Source organism: uncultured Subdoligranulum sp. (assembly GCF_963931595.1).
GTDB lineage: Bacteria > Bacillota > Clostridia > Oscillospirales > Ruminococcaceae > Gemmiger.
The window spans coordinates 2,962,944-2,981,377 of sequence record NZ_OZ007030.1 but is presented as its reverse complement, the minus strand read 5'-3'; the positions used below and the strand labels follow the sequence as shown (position 1 = coordinate 2,981,377).

Here is an 18,434-nt window from a genome sequence, read left to right as displayed (position 1 = left end):
GGCTCTCCTTTCTCAGCGGTCGTGCTGTTGCTGGCGCTTGCGCTGCCATGCCTCCAGCAGCTTGATGATGGTTTCCTGCATTCGCTGGGGCGTATAGCTCCGGGGGAAATATTTGCGCAGGGTGTCGCTGGTGAAGGTGATCTTGTCCAGGTCGCTTTTCTTTTCCTCGCCCATGATGACCCGCATCATGTCGAGGGTCAGGTGCCCTTCCTGGCTGTACTTTTTCAGCCGCTGGGCTTGGGAGAGGGAGGGGGTGGCCTGCTCGCTGTCCATCGCGTCCAGAAGCTGTGTTTGTTCCTCTTTTTTGAGGAAAGACAGCTCATAGGCCGGGTTGAAGGCGATTTTCTTCTCATCCACCATGTCCAGCAGTTCGGGGATGAGCTCAGTGAGGCGGATGTAGCGGGAAATCTGGTTACGGCTTTGGCCTACCTGTTCCGCCAAAATCTCTCTGGATTCCTTGCCGTCAAAATTCCGCCCAACTTGGGCGGAATTTTTTGAGGGCCTGCCAGCCTGCCGTTTCATGGCCTCCAGCTTCATCTTGTAGGCAAAAGCGCGCTCACTGGGGAGCAGGCTTTCTCGCTGCAAATTGCTGTCAACCATGATGATGGTGGCCTGGTCGTCGTCCAGGTCGCGGACAATCACCGGCATGGTATCCTTGCCCGCCAACTCACTGGCCCGGTGCCGCCGGTGTCCGGCGACCAGCTCATAGCCGCCGTTGGGGTCGGGACGGGCGATGGCGGGGACCAACACGCCGTACTGCCGGATGCTGTCGGCGGTCTCCATCATGGCATCGTCATCCTTGACTTTGAAGGGGTGGTCCTTGAACGGGTGCAGCTCGGACAAGGGAATTTCCAGAACCTTCTCCCGCTGGGCGTCCGCCCGGCTTTCCTCGGTGGAAAACAGGTCATCGACCGAGGCCAGCTCTACTCTTTTCGCGCTGCTTTTCAAGTGTCAACACCTCCTTTGTCAGATTCTTGTAGGCTTCCGCCACCTTGCCGCCGGGGTCGTGGGCGAAGATACTCTTGCCCTCGGCGCTGGTCTCTTTGGCCCGGACCGAGTGGGGGATCTCGGTGCCGAACACCTTGATTTTGCTGCCGTAGGTCTCCCGCAGCAAAGCGGCGATCTCTCTGGCAAAGTTGGTGCGGTTGTCCACCATCGTCAGCAGGATGCCGTCGATTTGGAGCTTGGGGTTCAGCTGCCGCTTGACCTTGTTGATGGTGGACAGCAGTTGCTCCAGGCCCTTGGCGGGCAGATACTCCGCCTGGACGGGGACTATGATCCTGTTGGCGGCGGCCAGCGCGTTGACCGTGAGCATCCCCAGGGAGGGCTGGCAGTCAATGAGGATATGTGAATACTGCCCCTTCACGGTGTCCAGATATTGCCGCAGGATGGTCTCCCGGCTCATGGCGTTCACCAGCGACACCTCCATGCCGGACAGCTGGATGTCGGCGGGCATGAGGTCCACGCCCTCCGGGTGGTGCAGGATGCCCTCGCCAGGGCGCAGCGGCTCATCCATCAGGATGCGGCCCATTGCGTCCGACAGGGTAAAGGGCAGCTTGTCCGGCTGCGGGTTGCCCAGGCTGATGGTCAGGCTGGCCTGGGGGTCAGCATCCACCAGCAGCACCTTTTTTCCGGCCTGCGCCAGCCCGATGCCTAAGTTGGCGCAGGTGGTCGTTTTGCCGACGCCGCCCTTCTGGTTGGCGACAGCGATGATTTGTGGGTTCAATGACTTCACCTCATTTCTGATTGGGTGTTGTCATGTGCCTGCATAACAGCCCTGGAAACAACAAAAGCCGCCACTTAAAACAAGTGACGGCTTCGCTTAAATCCAATATTCTGTTGTGTTTGGAATCAAAAGGTTTTGAGTTCCTTTCTGCTATTCATTTGTCGTTAATGAAACACCTCCTGCAATTCGACTTATTTCAGTATGATTTTTCGGTTTGGAAAAGGATGAAAAAATCAGACTGAAAACCTCAAAACCCTTGATTCTACGGGGCTTTTCCGGTTTGTCGTAATTATACCGTAAGGGCACTCCTGCGCCAGCCTGCTGCTGAAACAAGGCGTGCCCCATGAAGCAGATCCAGGAATGGCTGGGCCACAGTGACATCTCTACCACGGCCAACATCTACGCCCACCTGGATTCCCAGTCCAAGCAGCTCAGCGCCGCCACCATGGAGCAGGCGCTGCCGCTGCCGGAGGAACTGCCGGAAAACCGGTGGTAATCCTACATTGGTTCAGAGCGCGAGCTCCCGACGCAGGTCGGTGAGCCAGACAGGTGGCGTATCGGTGGCGGGCAGCAGTTCCCCGTTGCGATAGAAAGCCACCACCCGGAAGCCGTTGTCGTTGTCATAGAAGGTTGCCTCGTTGCACAGCGGCAGCAGCTTGCCCAGGTCCCGGAAACGCCGGGCAAACCGGCGTTCCACGTCCTGGGTCGGGATGTCGTGGCCGCCGCGGGCCACCCGGTTGGCGATCCGACGGACCGATTCCTCAGCAGTATCCAGGCCCACATAGTACAGTCGTACGGTGTAGCCCTTGTCCCGGGCCGCGCGGGCCATTTTGCGGGAGAAGCTGCCCGAAAGGGTGCTTTCCTCGGTGAAGTCGATGCCCTGGGCCAGACAGTCCTGCAGTTTGGCAACGGCAGCCTGGCCCCCGGCATACTCATCGCCGCCGTGCTGGGCGGTCAGTCTGTCAGGGTCCACGATAACGCCCAAGTCGTCCAAACAATCCTTCAGCACACCGGACAGGCTGCTCTTGCCTGCCCCGTTGACCCCGCCCACGATGGTAAATGTCGGCATAGCGCTTCCTCCCAAACGGCAAGGGGTTCTTGCCGTGAAAATACAAAAATACCCTCAGGAAGATTCCTGAGGGATTTGGCGGAGATGGTGGGAGTCGAACCCACGCGCCTCTCTCGAGACCTAAAGCATTTCGAGTTTTGTGTCCCCAATGCCGTCTGTGCTCCCCCAGGGTCAAAACGGGCCGTTTCGTCCGGTCTATTTTGACAACACCACGGAGAGTTTCGGCGCATCTGCCCATAAAACCGCGTGGGTACAAGTAAAAGTATAGTACTGCCCTTTGGGGCGAAAAGCAACGCCTTCCGGGAAAAATGCAAGATACCGTGCAAGATAACCGGCACAGCATCCGGCCCGCCGGGGCGGGTTTAGGCCGGTTTGTCCCGGCGCAGAATTTTCCCGCAGGCGGGAAAATCACCCCAAAATTCAAGAATCTTGTCGTACAGATACGGTTTCTCCGGGTCCGAATTTCATCAAAGGAGAATCCGACCATGAACGAACAAACCATTTCCCAAGACCGGCTGGCAGAGGAGATCGACGCGCTGCTGGCCCCCTATCCCGATCCCATGAGCCGCAACGACTTCCGCAAAGCCTGCCATATCGGCACCCGTACTTCGCTGTATCTGCTGCAGAGCGGGCTGGTGCCCTGTATCCACACCGGCAAGCGCACCCGCTGCTACAAGATCGCCAAGGCGAATGTGACCGCCTACCTGTGCCGCCGTCTGACCGAGCCGGAGTATTACGCTCCTCCCAGCGGGTGGTATAAAAACTATCCCCAGCGCAAGCCGCCCGCCGTGTCCCTGACCCGCACTCTCGATTACGAGATCGTCAGCCGCCTGCTCCTCCGCCGCTATCTGGAGCAGCAGCTGGCCGACGCCCCCGACGTGCTGACCGTGGAGCAGATTGCCCGCTTCACCGGCTACACGCCCCACACCGTCAGCCGCTGGTGCACCGAGGGCCGCCTGCGCACCATCCAGCGCCGCCCACGGTTCATGGTGCCGAAAACATGGCTGCTGGACTATCTGGTTTCGGATGATTATAACCGGATCACGAGGAAGAGTGGGAAACATTATAGGATGATACGGGAGATTGCTGACATGAAAAGGTGACTGATACCGAAAAATCTCGTATTTTCCAAAGGGGCACCTTCACACTGTAGAGGTGCTTCTTTATCTTTGTTCAAGTTCCATCCAACAGAAGTGATGCGCGCTTTCTGTTGTCCCCCCCCTTCACACACTCAAAACGATGCACACATCTATATTCAGAAGCTCTCATCCTATCTTCCCTCTTGATATATAGGTGTGATTTGTGTAGGTTCCTTTCGTTATTTTTAATCCATGACACAATTTTCCTTGACAAACCCTATCCCACCCTTTATACTCTTGAGTGCAGAGGTTGAGTTGTTCTCTGTACGCGTTATTTTTACTTCATGACATTTCAGAGGTGAGCCTATGCATTTAGAGGAACTTGCTTCCGTACGAAGCGGGCTTGTGCTAGCGCGCAAAGAGTCCCGAGAGCCCACACCGTACTGCTATAACCTTCTTACACTTCGTTCCATTCACCCCGATGGCAGTATCGCCCAGGAGGACCTCAGCGTGTTTCATGCGTCGGAGCCTCTCAAGACGGAATATCTGACCCAGCCGGGCGACGTGATTGTCCGCTTGACCACACCATACACTGCCGCACTCATTGATTCCACAACCACCGGTCTGGTGGTCTCCTCCAATTTCATGATCATCCGAACGGAAAGCAACACTCTGTTGCCGGACTACCTCTTTTGGTTGCTGAATACCCCGGCTGTTAAGCGTCGGATCTATACAAGCACTACGAGTAATGTACTCAGCGCCGTGAAAGCCTCTTTCTTCACGCAGTTCCAATTTCATGTTCCTTCGATTGCTCAGCAGGAACGAATCGGACAAATTCACAAACTGGCCCGGCGCGAAACGGCCTTGCTGCATCAACTGGCAGAGGAAAAAGAAAAATACTACGCCGCGATTCTTGCGCGGGAAGATTCATCTATGAAACGAGGTACTTCTGTATGACAACCCGAAACGACATTGAACAAGTTTTGTGGAGCGCCTGCGACAGCTTCCGCGGCAAAATCGACAGTTCCCGGTACAAGGACTACATTCTGTCCATGCTGTTTGTAAAATATCTCAGCGACGTTTCCAAGGAGAAACGCCAGGAGTACATCCAACAGTATGAGGGTGATATGCGCCGTGTGGAGCGCGCCATGAGCCGTGAGCGCTTTGCCATGGATGAAGAGTCCACCTTTGATTATCTGTACGATCACCGCAGTGAGTCGCAGATCGGCCAGATGATCAATGTAGCACTGTCCCGCATTGAAGAGCACAACAGCGGAAAGCTGCGCAACGTGTTCCGGGCCATTGACTTCAATTCCCAAGTGGATTTCGGGGAAGTGAAGGAGAAAAACGCCACGCTCCGCAATCTGCTGGAAGATTTCCACAAGCTGGATCTTCGTCCCAGCCAGTTGGGCTCCGCTGACATCATCGGCGACGCCTATGAGTATATGATCGCCATGTTCGCGTCGGACGCCGGCAAAAAGGGTGGTGAGTTCTTCACTCCCAGCCAGGTATCCGAACTGGTGGCTTCCCTGGTGAAGCCCAAAGAGAATGACCGTATCTACGACCCCACCTGCGGCAGCGGCGGCCTGTTGCTGAAAGCCTATAAAAAGGTGCCCAGCGGCAAGGTCGCCATCTACGGCCAGGAACTCAACGCTCAGACCTGGGCTTTGTGCACGATGAATATGTTCCTGCACGGGGTGGATGACGCCCGCATCTGGCAGGGGGATACCCTATCCAACCCGCAGAACATCGAAAATGACAAGTTGATGAAGTTCCAGGTCGTTGTTGCGAATCCGCCCTTCAGCCTGGACAAGTGGGACAGCGGCTTTCTGACGGATGTGGAGGCGGACAGCAAAGGCAAGAAAAAAATGACGGCCGAACTGGACCCTTACCACCGATTCGATTGGGGTGTCCCGCCCACTTCCAAGGGTGATTACGCGTTTGTGTTGCATATGCTGGCCAGCCTGGATGCAGAAAATGGCCGCATGGCCATCGTGCTGCCCCATGGCGTCCTCTTCCGTGGTGCCAGCGAAGGGAAAATCCGCCGCCAGCTGGTGGAGATGAATCTTTTGGATGCCGTGATTGGACTGCCCGCCAATCTGTTTTATGGTACCGGCATTCCGGCCTGCATTCTGGTATTCAAGAAAAATCGTCCGCAGCGGGATGTGCTGTTTATTGATGCTTCCGGGGAGGGCAATTTTGAGAAGGGCAAGAACCAGAATATTCTGCGCGACACCGACATTGCCCGGATCGTCTCCACCTACGAGAAGTGGGAGACCGTGGATAAATACAGTTATCTTGCCTCTTTGGATGAAATCCGGGAGAACGACTTCAACCTGAATATTCCCCGCTACGTGGATACTTTTGAGGAGGAAGAACTGGTTGACATCGACGAGGTACAGCGCAACATTGCCAATATCGAAGCGGAACTGGCGCAGGTACAGGCACAGATGAAACAGTATCTGGAGGAACTGGGGTTATGAGCAACGAGCTGGAAAACACCGGCAAAATCCTGATTTATCAGAACGAAAAAGGCGACACCAAGATCGATGTCTACTTTGAGGAGGACACCATCTGGATGACCCAGCGTTCTATGGCCGAACTATATCAGGTTGATGTCCGTACAATTAACGAACATATCAGCAACATCTTTGCAGACGGTGAACTAGACGAAACGGCAACTATCCGGAATTTCCGGATAGTTCGTCAGGAAGGGTCCCGACAGGTTCAGCGAGAAATTAAGCATTACAATCTCGACATGATTCTTGCAGTTGGTTATCGCGTGCGCAGCAATGTCGGTATGCATTTCCGCCGGTGGGCCAGTGGGATTCTAACCGAATACATGAAGAAGGGGTTTGTCCTGAACGATGATCGCCTGCGCAATCCCAAGGAGTTTGGCGCAGATTACTTCGACGAATTGCTGGAACGCATTCGGGACATCCGAGCCAGCGAAAAGCGCGTTTACCAGAAAGTCAAGGAGATCTTCGCCCTCTCTGTCGACTACGACAGCAAAAGTCCAATCGCCCAAAATTTCTTCAAATCGGTGCAGAACAAGCTGGAATATGCAGCTACCGGTCACACAGCACCGGAGATCATCGCCGCACGGGCCGATGCCTCCAAGGACAATATGGGCCTTACCAATTTCAAAGGAGCCAAAGTCCGCCGTGGTGACGTCACCGTAGCGAAGAACTACATGACACAGGAGGAAATCAGTACGCTGAACCTCATTGTCAATATGTACCTGGACTACGCGGAACTGCAGGCAAAAGGCCGCCATCCCATGCACATGGCCGACTGGGAAAATAAGTTGGGCGATTTTCTTCGGTTCAATGGCCGGGATGTCCTGGAAAACTTCGGTACCGTCAAGCGGGAAGTAGCCGAAAAGCTGGCTTTAACGCAGTACGAACAGTACGATGCGCACCGCCGTAAGCTCGAAGCCCAGGACGATGTAGACGAACTGACGGCAGATGTAAAACGTCTCAAACCGTGAACTTAAGCTAAGGAATGATACACATGGGGAACATCGAGTATAAGAAAACGCTGACTATCAAAGGGAAGATCATAAAAGAAGATGATGTTCTTCGTATAGCGCACCTGCTTCACTCACAGTTTCGCACCGGTGATTATACGGAGGAATACGAAATTCTATTTGAAGATCAAAGCAGTCTCACCGGCAATGATAGTGTAGCGATATTGTCAAGCGATGAATTCAGGAAAAGGCAAAGTCAGCGCCTTTGGTTCACCTATAAATCCAAGGAGTTTGAACGCAGAATCACAGTTCGCATATACAATTCGTTCCTTTTGCCAACAGAAAGTACAATTGAAATTAGTAGCATAGACCGGGATTGGTATAATTCCATCTGTAACCAGATGGCAACCATTATAAACGAGATGGAACATCAAAAAATCACCTTTCCACCCTTCGCAAACTATATTGTTTCTGCAATCGCCAGTCTTGTTGAGTCCCTTATTTTTTCTTGGTCACTAAGCCGGCTCTTTCCAAACTCCTTCAGCAATTCTCAGGAATCCGCTATAGTTGGCCTATCTTGCATGATATTGATGTCAGTAAACCTTTTTCTTTTCGGCCTGATAGAAAAAGCTTATCCAAATGTTGAGTTTGCCTTCGGTCCCTCCTATTTAAGCAAGAGCCTAAAAATAAGACATATTTTTGGAATTTTTATTCCACTGGTAATTGACCTAATATTCTTTGCCTTGGGTTATACCCAATAGGAGGTAGTATATGAATCCAGAAATCAAACGGCGCATAGAGCAGATCCGTCGGGGCGAGGTGCCGGAAGAGTATAAAAAAGCCATAGTTGGAATCATTCCCGACAGCTGGGAGCCCAAAAAGCTAAAAGATATCTGCGAAATCAATCCCCCCCGAAAGAAAAAGGAACCGGCACAGACCACCTTTCTTGGAATGTCAGACGTTGACGACAGTGGCCATATTATAGCTCAGCACAAAATGGATATACACCAGATCAAAAGCGGCCTTACCCCTTTTGAAAGAGGTGATATTCTCGTTGCTAAAATCACTCCTTGCTTTGAAAACGGGAAAGGCGCCAACACCAAAACGCTTCAAACCGAAACAGGTTTTGGCAGCACTGAATTTCATGTTCTACGAAACAAAAAAGATGGTGATTTTATTTTTTACCACACCATTTCTCACTCTTTTCGGCAAAAATTAGAACGAGAAATGACTGGGTCCGCAGGGCAGAAACGCGTTCAAGTTGATTCATTGGGAAATTATGTCATCCCGCTCCCTGGTCGCAGCGAACGGAGAAGTATTGTTGATATCCTTTCTGCGCAAGATTCTATCATTGTATTGAAAGAGAAACGCCTAGCCGAAAAGCAACAGCAGAAAAAATATATCATGCAGCAGTTGCTGACAGGCAAAAGGCGGCTACCCGGTTTTGAAGGTGTCTGGAAATATATACCAGCACGCGAAATATTCAAAAGTATAACGGACAAAAAACATTCTGGGGATCTACAAGTTTTGTCTTCAACGCAAGATCGCGGTATTGTTCCTCGGGATCAGGTTGGTATCGATATAAAATACGAGGCAGATTCGCTTTCCTCCTATAAAAAAGTTGAAAAAGGGAATTTCGTCATCAGCTTGCGTTCATTTCAAGGCGGTATAGAATATTCAGACTATACTGGCATCGTAAGTCCCGCTTATACAGTATTGAAATCCATCGAAAAAATATCTGACGAGTATTACAAACAGTTTTTTAAAAGCACAGACTACATCAATCGTTTAAATATCGCTGTATATGGCATACGCGATGGAAAACAAATTAGTTACGAGGACTTCGGACGCATAAAAATCCCATATCCATCTCTCAACGAGCAAACCGCCATCGCCAAAGTCCTGTCCACTGCCGACCGGGAAATCGACCTGCTTCGTCAGGATATCGAGCAGGAGAAGCAAAAGAAAAAAGCCCTGATGCAGCTTTTGCTGACAGGGATTGTGAGAGTAACGAGGTGATCGGATGAAATGTCCCAATTGTGGAACAGGTATCCATTTGGAAACTGATACTTACGACTTCTTCGATCAGGAAAGCACTTATGGCAGTCCTGGTGTCACTATAGAAGTCGGTTTTTGCCCCGAGTGTAAAAAGCCCATTGTTGTCATGAAAAGCGGTAAAGTATTAGGTTTCGGCCCTCAGGGTGACGTAATTTTATCTATCGAAACGGAGCAACGTCTGTACCCTCCCCAGGAAAAGCCCACTATACTAGATCCTTTAATTCCCCCAAAATACGCAAGTTTGTTCCATGAAAGCGAGCTTGTCAATAACATTAGCCCTCGTTCCAGTGCAACGCTAAGCCGGTACTTACTGCAAATGTTACTGCACGAAGAACTGCACATTGAAAAAAGGAACCTTGAGCAAGAATTGGACGAGCTTGAAAAAAGAAGCGAAGTTCCTTCTAATCTAATTACCATGCTCCAAATCATGCGTCGTGTTGCCAACTTTGGCGCCCACCCTAAGAAGAGTACCAATACCGGAGAAGTTGTCGAAGTAGAAAAGGGCGAGTCCGATATCATGTTGGAATTGATCTTGGAGCTATTTGACTATCTCTTCATAAAGCCTAAACAACAGGAGCAATTTTTAAAAAAGATTGAAGAGAAGTATGGTATAAAGCCATAGCACTCCTAACCGACACTTTATGTTATAGTCTTGGTCCAGGCATTTGTCATCCAAAGCGTTCTTATGCACCAACTCTCATTGTTACCAACTGAAAGTACAGGGTAAAATTATGAACACAACTGCTCCAGATGTAATAATCCAATGCATTTGCGACTGTTTTCAGAAAGACGAAATCGAAGAAATCGAAAACAGTCTTGTTCCTTACAATCTCCATTTAAAAATCGAACAAGATTCAAAACCACAATTCTTAAATTCTCCTTTTGAATGGTTTTTCCCTGTGCTGCAAATTCTGCTGGCACCGGAAACACAGACTGCACTGTGCCAAGGATTGGCAAGCAGTGCATGTTATGACGGGATCATATACCTATGCAGACTGATTTGGAAGCGTTTTCACCATCACCCCTTCTACAAGATACAAGGTGGTAAAATCGAAAAATCTCCTGCCAATATTCAATTTGTCATTGATAACAATCGCTTTATTTTGCCTGTAGATGTCGATAAGGATAAATACGAATATGCCGTAGACCGGTTCATGGAGAAAGCTTTTGCTTCAAATCCGGATGAGCGCACCTTTTTCTATTATTCCGATGATCAACAAACCATTCTCTGCAAAACAGAAAGCCGTATCATAAAAGATGAGATAGAAAAGCATGTAAAAAAACCATAATTCGGTTATCATTATGCGCTTGTCCGGCCCTATTAATATATCTACGCTCTACGCCAAGGGAGGAATATATATGTGTGCAAAGCAGCTGAAAGACGTGACTGACGTTGACGCCTTGATATCTTACTTGAAGGACAAGGGCGAAAGCCACACTTATTACTATCACTATACTTCTTGGGACAGCTTTTTGAAAATATACGAGAATTCATCTTTCTTGCTAACCCGAGGGAACTCTTTGAATATTAACGATCAACAGGAAGCTTTCATGAAAGGTGCGCCGCCAATATGGGATAAGACCTATATTGGCAGTTTTGCTTACGGTTATAGTGAGAACATGGCCATGTGGGGGTTATACGGTCAGCCTGCATCAGATGCCATTCGAATTGCTATTCCCAAAACAGAAATGTTAAATTGGATTCACGCAATCAAAGAGGTGTACATATGGGATGGTGCCCCCATCGATTCCATACATGCCGATGTTACATTGAATGACATTGTGTATGTCAGTGGTGAAGCACGTAGTGATAACCTACTTCTCTCCCACCAGAACAAAACTCTTGAAACCGTTAATGTTCCTGCCCTTAACGGTGTAGATACCTTTCCTCAAATGACTGGATATATAAAAAATGCTGCTTGGCGATATGAAAATGAAGTCAGGATCCGCATCGAGTTACCTTATGTTGTTGATGGTAATGAAAAAATCATGATAAAGATTCCAGATTCTGTTCTTTCTTCAATAACAGTGATGGAAGGGCCTTCATTCGACAATAAAAGCGATGATATTTACAATCTTCTCCACTCTCAAGGGCGAATTCAAAAAAGTGCTTTTACCGGGCTTTTAAAGTACCGATCTTTATGTAGCTTGTGCGTTCATGGGACATTCGAGAAAAAATAACTGCTTGTAGTTCCCATTCAAAGGAAGCCTATTGCCATTTTGTGTAGTCACGTTTTATCACTTTATTTCTTGATTAAAAGGATCACACGGTCGAGATCGTTTTCCCCTATAATTTTCCAACATCTTCTGTGAGGTTTACCAGATGGAAATTGAAAAAAAGCCTTCCACCAATGAAGAAACTTACCGCATTTATAATTATTTTAAAGGGCATCCAGGTATATTATTGTCCGCCGTTTCTGTCTTGACAGCCGTATTAGCGGTTGTCGCCAATGCTCTGGCATTTTTGTACCAATATATCAAATTGCAAAAATGGAACATCAATATACTAAAGTGGGGCCTTCCTTTTGAAGGGAATGCTATTTATTACCCTGCACTCTCCTTGCTGTATATCCTACTTGTACTTGGACTCTGTAATATACTGCTGAATATTTTCGAAAATTCTTTTTCGTTCTCAGCTCTTCTTACTTACTTGCACTGCACCCACCTCAACGGCGAAACAAAGTACTTCCCAACCTTAGAAAAACAACTTACAGAAACGGGTATTCAAATGCAACGGAATGGATGGATCATTCTAGTAGTTGCAAAAAGTGTCCTTGCTCTTTTCATCTACGTCCTTGTTATCTTTGTTCACCTCCTTCTTACAGATAATCTTTTTTCTTTTTCACCTCTATTGATAGTAGCATGGATATTGGTACTTATCATGCTTTTATTCTTCACCCGTACCCTTGCCAAGTCCGAGGTCAAGGACTTTTTGCCAAGCTCAAAACTCAGAAAGTCTCTCCGACAAGCAAAAAAGAACCCTTCCATCCATACTGAAAGTATGCTAACCAAAGAAGAGTTTACTAAGTGTATCGGAAAATGCAGTGCTTTATTGACAAGGAAAAGGAAAAAACACCGGCTTTCTGACCAAAGCGTTTCCCATTACATAATCTTTGTTGTTACAGTGTTTATCACAGAGATTTCCCTTCTATGCTTTACAGCCATCACAACTACAGAAAACACTTTCTGGATCTATACAGATTCACAATCTTCCTATGTGGTTGCCTATCGCCATGACTCCCAATATGTCCTGACGGAAGCGCGAATTAACGATTCCACCATTACCATTGAGTTGTCTTCGCAGCGGGTTTTACAGAGCGATGATTTAACAATACAACAGCACCAATTTGAAGATGTCATCTGGGAAAAAGGAGACCATTCATGAGGGATTTTCCCATCACAACCGATTTGTATAGTGAAAAGACTGCCAGCCAGCAGCCTGCGCTCGATCTGTTGCAGTCCATGGGGTATACCTATATTTCGCCGCAAGACTGCGAAGCGCAGCGCGGCAGCCGGTATCATGTGCTGCTGAAAGACATTCTGCGCGGACAGCTGCGCCGTCTGAACCGGTACACATTTGCCGGTGCGGAAAATGAATTTTCCGCTGCCAACATCGAACGTGCCATGGACGATCTGGACGAGCCCCTCACGGACGGTCTGGTGCGCGCCAGCGAAAAGATCTACGATGCGCTGCTTTTGGGCAAAAGCTACCCCGAGACCGTGGGCGAAGGGAAAATACTCAGTTTCAACCTGCGGTATATCGACTGGGAGCATCCAGAAAACAACCTGTTCCATGTAACCGAAGAATTCGCCGTTGACAGCCGTGATAAGCTGCACAACGCCCGGCCGGATCTGGTTCTGTTTATCAACGGCATTCCTTTTGCCGTCATCGAGTGCAAAGCACCACAGATCAGTGTAGAGCAGGCTGTGGAACAGAACATCCGCAACCAGCAGAAAGAATACATTCCCCAGCTGTACAAGTTTGCCCAGATTGTACTGGCCACCAACAAAAACAGCGTAAAATATGCCACCGCAGGCACGCCCAAAAAATTCTGGACCGTGTGGAAAGAGCAGGACACTGACTTTCTGAAAGATGCCCTTGCCCGGTATATCCATGACCGCATTCCCACCGAGCAGGACCGTAACCTGATTTCTCTTTTCACCCCTGCCCGTGTGATGGAGCTGATCCGCTACTTTGTTCTGTTTGATGCCAACGCGAAAAAAATCTGCCGCTACCAGCAGTATTTTGCCATTCAGGAGATTATCAAAACTATCCAGCAACCCGATGAAAAAGGCAACCGGCAAAGCGGCGTCATCTGGCATACGCAAGGCAGCGGCAAGAGCCTGACGATGGTTATGCTGGCCAAATATCTGCTGATGGAGCTTTCCTCCTGCCATCCCCGGGTCATCATCGTTACTGACCGCAAAGAGCTGGATCGTCAGATTGCCGCCACCTTCTCTCACACCCGTCTGAATCCCGCCCGGGCCACCAGCGGACGCAATCTGGTAGACCTGTTGCAGGATGGCCGTGCCGATGTGATCACCACCATTATCAACAAGTTCAACACGGCAGAAAAGCTGGAGCACAAGAATCTGTCCCGGGATGTCTTTCTCCTGGTGGATGAAAGTCATCGTTCCAACTATGGATTGCTGGCCACTCGCATGCGCACGGTCTTCCCCAATGCCTGCTACATCGGTTTTACCGGCACGCCTCTCATGAAAAAAGAGAAAAACACCGTGGCCAAGTTTGGAAAGCTGATTCACAAATACACCATTCAGGACGGTGTGGACGATGGTGCGATTGTTCCGCTGATCTATGAAGGTCGTTTTGTAGATCAGAACGTGGATGAGGAAAACATCGACCTTTGGTTCCAACAGACTACTAAGAGACTTACCGAAGCCCAGCGGGATGATCTTTCCCGTAAATGGAGCAGCATCCGCCGTCTTACCTCCACCAATGCCCGAATCAAGCGTATCGCGTTGGATATCAACAACCACTTCATCGAAGGATTCAAAGCCACCGGTTTCAAAGCCATGCTGGCCACCAATTATAAGCGGGACGCTGTACGCTATCTGGAATGTTTTGAACAATTCGGGGATTTGAACTGTGCTGTTGTGATTTCCCCGCCGGATATGCGGGAAAGCGTCGACGATGCAGATGAGGGTACCGACGACAAAGTTTTGGCTTACTGGAATAAGATGATGAATCGGTATGGCGATGCCGACACCTACGAAGAGTCTATGAAGAACCAGTTCTGCGCCGGTGACATCGACATTCTGATCGTCTGCAGCAAATTGCTGACAGGGTTTGACGCCCCTATCTGCCAGGTTTTGTACATCGATAAGGAGTTGAAGGAGCACGGCCTGTTACAGGCCATTGCCCGCACCAACCGTTTGTGTGAAGGAAAAGACTACGGTTTGATCGTGGATTATCGTGGCCTTATTGAAAAGCTGGATACCGCTATGGATCTGTACAGCGGTGCCGGACTCGAAAACTTCGACAGTGGCGATCTCAAAGGTGTTGTGGTGGATGTCATGTCGTCCATCGGGTCGCTGCGGGAGGCCTACACTCAACTCACGGAACTATTTGCTTCCCTGGAGAATCCGCAGGACTCTGAAGCCGTGGAAGTTTCACTGGCAGATGATAAACGCCGCGAGACCTTCTACAACCGTCTGTGCGCCTTTGGCCGCGCCCTTAACTTGGTATTAAATGCAGAGCAGGCCTACGAAGCGCTTCCAAAACCGGAGCTGAAACGCTATCAGTCTGCCTTTGCCTTCTTCTCCAAAGTGCGCCGCAGCGTGAAAATCCGCTATTGTGATGCCATCGACAACCGGGAATATGAACCCTTAATGCAGAACTTGCTGGATACACATCTTTCGGTAGCCGGTCTCAAGCAGATCACCAGCCCCATTGACATCTTGAACAAGGATGATTTTGAGCGCGAACTGGAAAGTCTGGGCTCCGCCCGTTCCAAAGCAGATGCCATTACCAGCAAGCTAACCAAAAGCATCAGCGCCAAATATCAGGAAAACCCTGCCTACTATGACAGTTTTTCCAAGCGTATCAAAACCGCGTTGGAGCAATACAAAGAAAAAGTTATTACAGAAGCCGAGTATCTGGCAAAGATGCGCGCCATCATGGAAGATTATCATGCCGGAAAAAGCACCATCGCCTACCCAGAGTCCATCAAGAACAATGTACACGCCCAGGCTTTTTATGGCGTCCTGTCTGCCATCTTCGATGAAGCGCAAGAAGCAGAGGTTTCATCTGATTTTGCTGCCGAAATGTCCATTGCAATTACCCAAATCATCGCAGCTCACAGTCAGGTTGACTGGACCAACAACAAAACCATTCACGACCGTATTTCCCAAGATATCGATGACTTGTTCTACCACTACGAGAAGGAGCGCGGTTTGAAACTCTCCTTTGATACCATAGACAAGATCATTGAAAACGTAAAAACAGTCGCACTGCGGAGGTTTTAACAAAGATGGCATCTGAGATGATGCGCCATGTGCGCTGTGAAAACCGGGAGATTTCCTATCTTCTGGAACAAAAGCCTGTTAAAAATCTGAATCTGCGAATTCACAAGGATGGCCGTGTATTTCTTTCTGCCAATCCCGATGTTCCCACTTCAGAGATCGATGCGTTTATTCTGAGCAAAGCCTCCTATATCTTTGCCGCACAGAATAAGTTTGCTGAAATTGCTCGATATTCTCCCCAGCCCAAACAGTATGTCAGTGGGGAAACCTTCTATTTTCTGGGGCGTGGTTTGCGCCTGAAAGTTGCTTCTGCCGCAAAAGAAACCGTATATACGGATGGCGTTTATCTGTTTCTGAACGTCAAAGACACCATAGACTTCAGCAAAAAGCAACGGTTGGTTACCCGATACTTGGACCGTCAATGTGAAGCGATCTTTCGTGAAGTTTTAGATCAGGCCTATCCGCCTTTTCAAAAATATGGCGTGGCAAAACCGCAGCTTCGTATCCGTTCCATGGAAACCCGTTGGGGTTCCTGTCTTCCGAAAAAGCAGATCATTACGCTGAATAAGCAATTGTTGGAAGCCCCCAGAAATTGTATTGAATATGTGGTTGTTCATGAGCTATGCCACCTGGTTCATCCCAATCACTCCAAACAGTTCTACGCCTTTCTTACCATGTTCATGCCGGACTGGAAAGAGCGAAAAACTGAGCTTGAAAAGAATTGCGTTTTGTGGCTCTAAGTGGCACCGTGCTATTAGAAAAAACTCAGAATATTCAAATTATACAAAAGCGGAAGGTAAGCTCCACCTTCCGCTTTTTGTTTATAGATTTTTTATCGGGATTTTTGTAAGTGAATACACCGCCTGAAACGGTGCGTGCAGACCGCACGAATGGTGCAGCCAAACCGCTAAAATGGTGCATGGTCACCGCAGCCATGGTGCATTGACAGGATAGCCACTAAAATGAGTTCAGCATCGTCAGATGCAAATTCATTTTAGGAGGCCTTACCATGGTCAATCACAAAGAGATCCTTCGGCTGAAAAGTCTTGGACTCACACACCGAGAGATCGTAGATGCCGCTGGTTGCGGTCGCAACACGGTCACACGCACATTAGCCCGGGCTCGGGAACAGAAACTTGACTGGCAGCAAGCGCAATCCATGTCGCAGCAGGAAGTTTCCCAGCGTTTATTTCCAACCGAGCAAAAGACCCCTGTCTACAAGATGCCGGACTACGAGTGGGTATACCGTGAAATGCAGAAGAGTGGCGTCACCCTGAGCCTGCTGTGGGTGGAATACTGCGAGCAATGCCGACAGAGCGGTGAGCTGCCCTACAAGTCCACCCAGTTCAACAAGTATTACGCAGACTATGTCCACAAGACCAAAGCTACCATGCACCTGGAACACAAGCCCGGCGAGACCATGCAGGTGGACTGGGCGGGCCAGACCGCAGCTCTGGTGGACACAGACACCGGGGAACGGCTGGACGCCTATCTGTTTGTGGCGGTGCTCCCTTACAGCGGATACGCCTACACAGAGGCCTTCCTGGATATGAAGCAGGAATCATGGATCACCGGCCATGTCAACGCATATCGGTATTTCGGCGGGGTCACCCGTATCCTCACGCCGGACAACCTCAAGGCTGGAGTACTCAAGAACTCCCGGACAGAAACAGTGCTCAACAAATCCTACCAGGAGATGGCGGAGCACTACGGCACTGCCATTCTCCCCGCCCGGCCCCGCAGTCCCAAGGACAAGGCCTTTGTAGAAGGTTCCGTCGGCGTGGTCTCTACCTGGATCCTGGCTGCTCTGCGCAACCGCCAGTTTCTGTCCCTTGCGGAACTGAATCAGGCAATCCGTGAGAAGCTGGAATCCTTCAACCACAAGCCATTTCAGAAGCGAGAAGGAAGCCGGGCATCCTGTTTTGCCGAGGAGCGGCTCTTTCTGCAGCCGCTGCCGGCAGTTCCTTTCGAGCTGGCAGTCTGGAAAGTGGCAACCGTCCAGTATAACTACCACATCAGTGTGGAGCATATGAACTACTCCGTGCCGTATGAGTATATCAAGCAGCAAGTGGATGTGCGCCTTACCCGGACCACAGTAGAAATCTTCTTTTCTGGCACCCGTATCGCCTCCCATCTGCGGCTTCAAGGTCGTCCCAACCAGTACAGCACGGTGGAGGATCATATGCCACCGGACCACCAGGCATACCTGCAGTGGAACGGCGAGCGTTTCACCCGCTGGGCAGAGCAAATCGGCCAGCACACCGCTGCTGTGGTACGACTCTTTCTTTCCGCACACAAGGTGGAACAGCAGGGTTACAAGTCCTGCATGGCCCTGCTGAAACTGGCAGAGCGCTATTCCCCGCAGCGGCTGGAGAACGCCTGTCGGAAAGCCCTCTCTTACACATCCTCCCCCAGCCTGAAAAGCGTCCAGTCTATCCTGAAATCCGGGCAGGACAAGCTGCTGGATGAGGATGCTCTACCCAAACCGCAAGAGCCCAAAGCCCATAAGTTCACTCGAGGCGCCGACTACTACAAGAGGGGGGAATGACC

General features: G+C 49.8%; 16 protein-coding genes and 1 pseudogene. 14 read left to right on the top strand and 3 right to left on the bottom strand.

Annotation, left to right across the window (positions count from 1 at the left end):
* Positions 1-12 precede the first annotated feature (12 nt).
* Positions 13-948 (bottom strand): ParB/RepB/Spo0J family partition protein, encoded by a 936-nt coding sequence (locus tag ABGT73_RS14190; protein WP_346670289.1) that lies wholly within the window; start codon positions 946-948, stop codon positions 13-15.
* Positions 905-1,726 (bottom strand): ParA family protein, encoded by an 822-nt coding sequence (locus tag ABGT73_RS14185; protein ID WP_346670288.1) that lies wholly within the window; start codon positions 1,724-1,726, stop codon positions 905-907. The genes ABGT73_RS14190 and ABGT73_RS14185 overlap by 44 nt, the downstream gene beginning before the upstream one ends.
* A 303-nt stretch (positions 1,727-2,029) precedes the next feature.
* On the opposite strand from ABGT73_RS14185, the pseudogene ABGT73_RS14180 reads away from it, so the two are divergent.
* Positions 2,030-2,222, top strand: a pseudogene (locus ABGT73_RS14180) (tyrosine-type recombinase/integrase); the annotation flags it as partial.
* 12 nt (positions 2,223-2,234) lie between these two features.
* Here ABGT73_RS14180 and ABGT73_RS14175 read toward each other — a convergent pair.
* Positions 2,235-2,795, bottom strand: coding sequence for a zeta toxin family protein (locus tag ABGT73_RS14175; protein WP_007047949.1), 561 nt, complete (start codon positions 2,793-2,795; stop codon positions 2,235-2,237).
* A 485-nt stretch (positions 2,796-3,280) separates the two neighbouring features.
* On the opposite strand from ABGT73_RS14175, the gene ABGT73_RS14170 reads away from it, so the two are divergent.
* The 13 genes from ABGT73_RS14170 to istA all read left to right on the top strand — a co-directional run bounded on the left by ABGT73_RS14170 (position 3,281) and on the right by istA (position 18,432).
* Positions 3,281-3,898, top strand: a complete 618-nt coding sequence (locus ABGT73_RS14170) for a helix-turn-helix domain-containing protein (RefSeq protein ID WP_346670287.1) — start codon at positions 3,281-3,283, stop codon at positions 3,896-3,898.
* Between the two features lie 486 nt (positions 3,899-4,384).
* Positions 4,385-4,831, top strand: a complete 447-nt coding sequence (locus ABGT73_RS14165; protein ID WP_346670286.1) for a restriction endonuclease subunit S — start codon at positions 4,385-4,387, stop codon at positions 4,829-4,831.
* Positions 4,828-6,357 carry a type I restriction-modification system subunit M gene (locus tag ABGT73_RS14160; RefSeq protein ID WP_346670285.1) on the top strand — a complete coding sequence of 510 codons (1,530 nt, stop codon included), beginning with the start codon at positions 4,828-4,830 and terminating at the stop codon, positions 6,355-6,357. Before ABGT73_RS14165 ends, ABGT73_RS14160 begins: the two co-directional genes overlap by 4 nt.
* The gene (locus ABGT73_RS14155) at positions 6,354-7,364 is read left to right on the top strand and encodes a virulence RhuM family protein (RefSeq protein WP_346670284.1); all 1,011 of its coding nucleotides are present in this window, start codon (positions 6,354-6,356) and stop codon (positions 7,362-7,364) included. The genes ABGT73_RS14160 and ABGT73_RS14155 overlap by 4 nt, the downstream gene beginning before the upstream one ends.
* Positions 7,365-7,387: 23 nt before the next feature.
* On the top strand, positions 7,388-8,104 hold the full coding sequence (locus tag ABGT73_RS14150; RefSeq protein WP_346670283.1) for a hypothetical protein: 717 nt from the start codon (positions 7,388-7,390) through the stop codon (positions 8,102-8,104).
* Between the two features lie 10 nt (positions 8,105-8,114).
* The gene (locus ABGT73_RS14145) at positions 8,115-9,362 is read left to right on the top strand and encodes a restriction endonuclease subunit S (RefSeq protein ID WP_346670282.1); all 1,248 of its coding nucleotides are present in this window, start codon (positions 8,115-8,117) and stop codon (positions 9,360-9,362) included.
* Positions 9,363-9,366: 4 nt separating this feature from the next.
* Positions 9,367-10,023 carry a DUF4145 domain-containing protein gene (locus ABGT73_RS14140; RefSeq protein WP_346670281.1) on the top strand — a complete coding sequence of 219 codons (657 nt, stop codon included), beginning with the start codon at positions 9,367-9,369 and terminating at the stop codon, positions 10,021-10,023.
* Positions 10,024-10,132: 109 nt separating this feature from the next.
* Positions 10,133-10,690 (top strand): hypothetical protein, encoded by a 558-nt coding sequence (locus tag ABGT73_RS14135; protein ID WP_346670280.1) that lies wholly within the window; start codon positions 10,133-10,135, stop codon positions 10,688-10,690.
* Positions 10,691-10,760: 70 nt separating this feature from the next.
* On the top strand, positions 10,761-11,582 hold the full coding sequence (locus ABGT73_RS14130) for a hypothetical protein (protein ID WP_346670279.1): 822 nt from the start codon (positions 10,761-10,763) through the stop codon (positions 11,580-11,582).
* A 142-nt stretch (positions 11,583-11,724) separates the two neighbouring features.
* Positions 11,725-12,786, top strand: a complete 1,062-nt coding sequence (locus ABGT73_RS14125; RefSeq protein ID WP_346670278.1) for a hypothetical protein — start codon at positions 11,725-11,727, stop codon at positions 12,784-12,786.
* On the top strand, positions 12,783-15,887 hold the full coding sequence (locus tag ABGT73_RS14120) for a type I restriction endonuclease subunit R (RefSeq protein WP_346670277.1): 3,105 nt from the start codon (positions 12,783-12,785) through the stop codon (positions 15,885-15,887). The genes ABGT73_RS14125 and ABGT73_RS14120 overlap by 4 nt, the downstream gene beginning before the upstream one ends.
* A gap of 5 nt (positions 15,888-15,892) precedes the next feature.
* Positions 15,893-16,624, top strand: a complete 732-nt coding sequence (locus ABGT73_RS14115; RefSeq protein WP_346670276.1) for a SprT family zinc-dependent metalloprotease — start codon at positions 15,893-15,895, stop codon at positions 16,622-16,624.
* 269 nt (positions 16,625-16,893) lie between these two features.
* Positions 16,894-18,432: an IS21 family transposase gene (gene istA / locus ABGT73_RS14110; protein ID WP_346668184.1), complete on the top strand. Its 1,539-nt coding sequence runs from the start codon at positions 16,894-16,896 to the stop codon at positions 18,430-18,432.
* The last annotated feature ends 2 nt before the right edge of the window (positions 18,433-18,434 follow it).

Bases quoted from the DNA above. Each gene is read 5' to 3' on its own strand.
- ABGT73_RS14175 (WP_007047949.1), bottom strand. From the start codon at position 2,795: ATGCCGACATTTACCATCGTGGGCGGGGTCAACGGGGCAGGCAAGAGC.
- ABGT73_RS14170 (WP_346670287.1), top strand. From the start codon at position 3,281: ATGAACGAACAAACCATTTCCCAAGACCGGCTGGCAGAGGAGATCGAC.
- ABGT73_RS14160 (WP_346670285.1), top strand. From the start codon at position 4,828: ATGACAACCCGAAACGACATTGAACAAGTTTTGTGGAGCGCCTGCGAC.
- ABGT73_RS14155 (WP_346670284.1), top strand. From the start codon at position 6,354: ATGAGCAACGAGCTGGAAAACACCGGCAAAATCCTGATTTATCAGAAC.
- ABGT73_RS14150 (WP_346670283.1), top strand. From the start codon at position 7,388: ATGGGGAACATCGAGTATAAGAAAACGCTGACTATCAAAGGGAAGATC.
- ABGT73_RS14145 (WP_346670282.1), top strand. From the start codon at position 8,115: ATGAATCCAGAAATCAAACGGCGCATAGAGCAGATCCGTCGGGGCGAG.
- ABGT73_RS14140 (WP_346670281.1), top strand. From the start codon at position 9,367: ATGAAATGTCCCAATTGTGGAACAGGTATCCATTTGGAAACTGATACT.
- ABGT73_RS14135 (WP_346670280.1), top strand. From the start codon at position 10,133: ATGAACACAACTGCTCCAGATGTAATAATCCAATGCATTTGCGACTGT.
- ABGT73_RS14130 (WP_346670279.1), top strand. From the start codon at position 10,761: ATGTGTGCAAAGCAGCTGAAAGACGTGACTGACGTTGACGCCTTGATA.
- ABGT73_RS14125 (WP_346670278.1), top strand. From the start codon at position 11,725: ATGGAAATTGAAAAAAAGCCTTCCACCAATGAAGAAACTTACCGCATT.
- ABGT73_RS14120 (WP_346670277.1), top strand. From the start codon at position 12,783: ATGAGGGATTTTCCCATCACAACCGATTTGTATAGTGAAAAGACTGCC.
- ABGT73_RS14115 (WP_346670276.1), top strand. From the start codon at position 15,893: ATGGCATCTGAGATGATGCGCCATGTGCGCTGTGAAAACCGGGAGATT.
- istA (WP_346668184.1), top strand. From the start codon at position 16,894: ATGGTCAATCACAAAGAGATCCTTCGGCTGAAAAGTCTTGGACTCACA.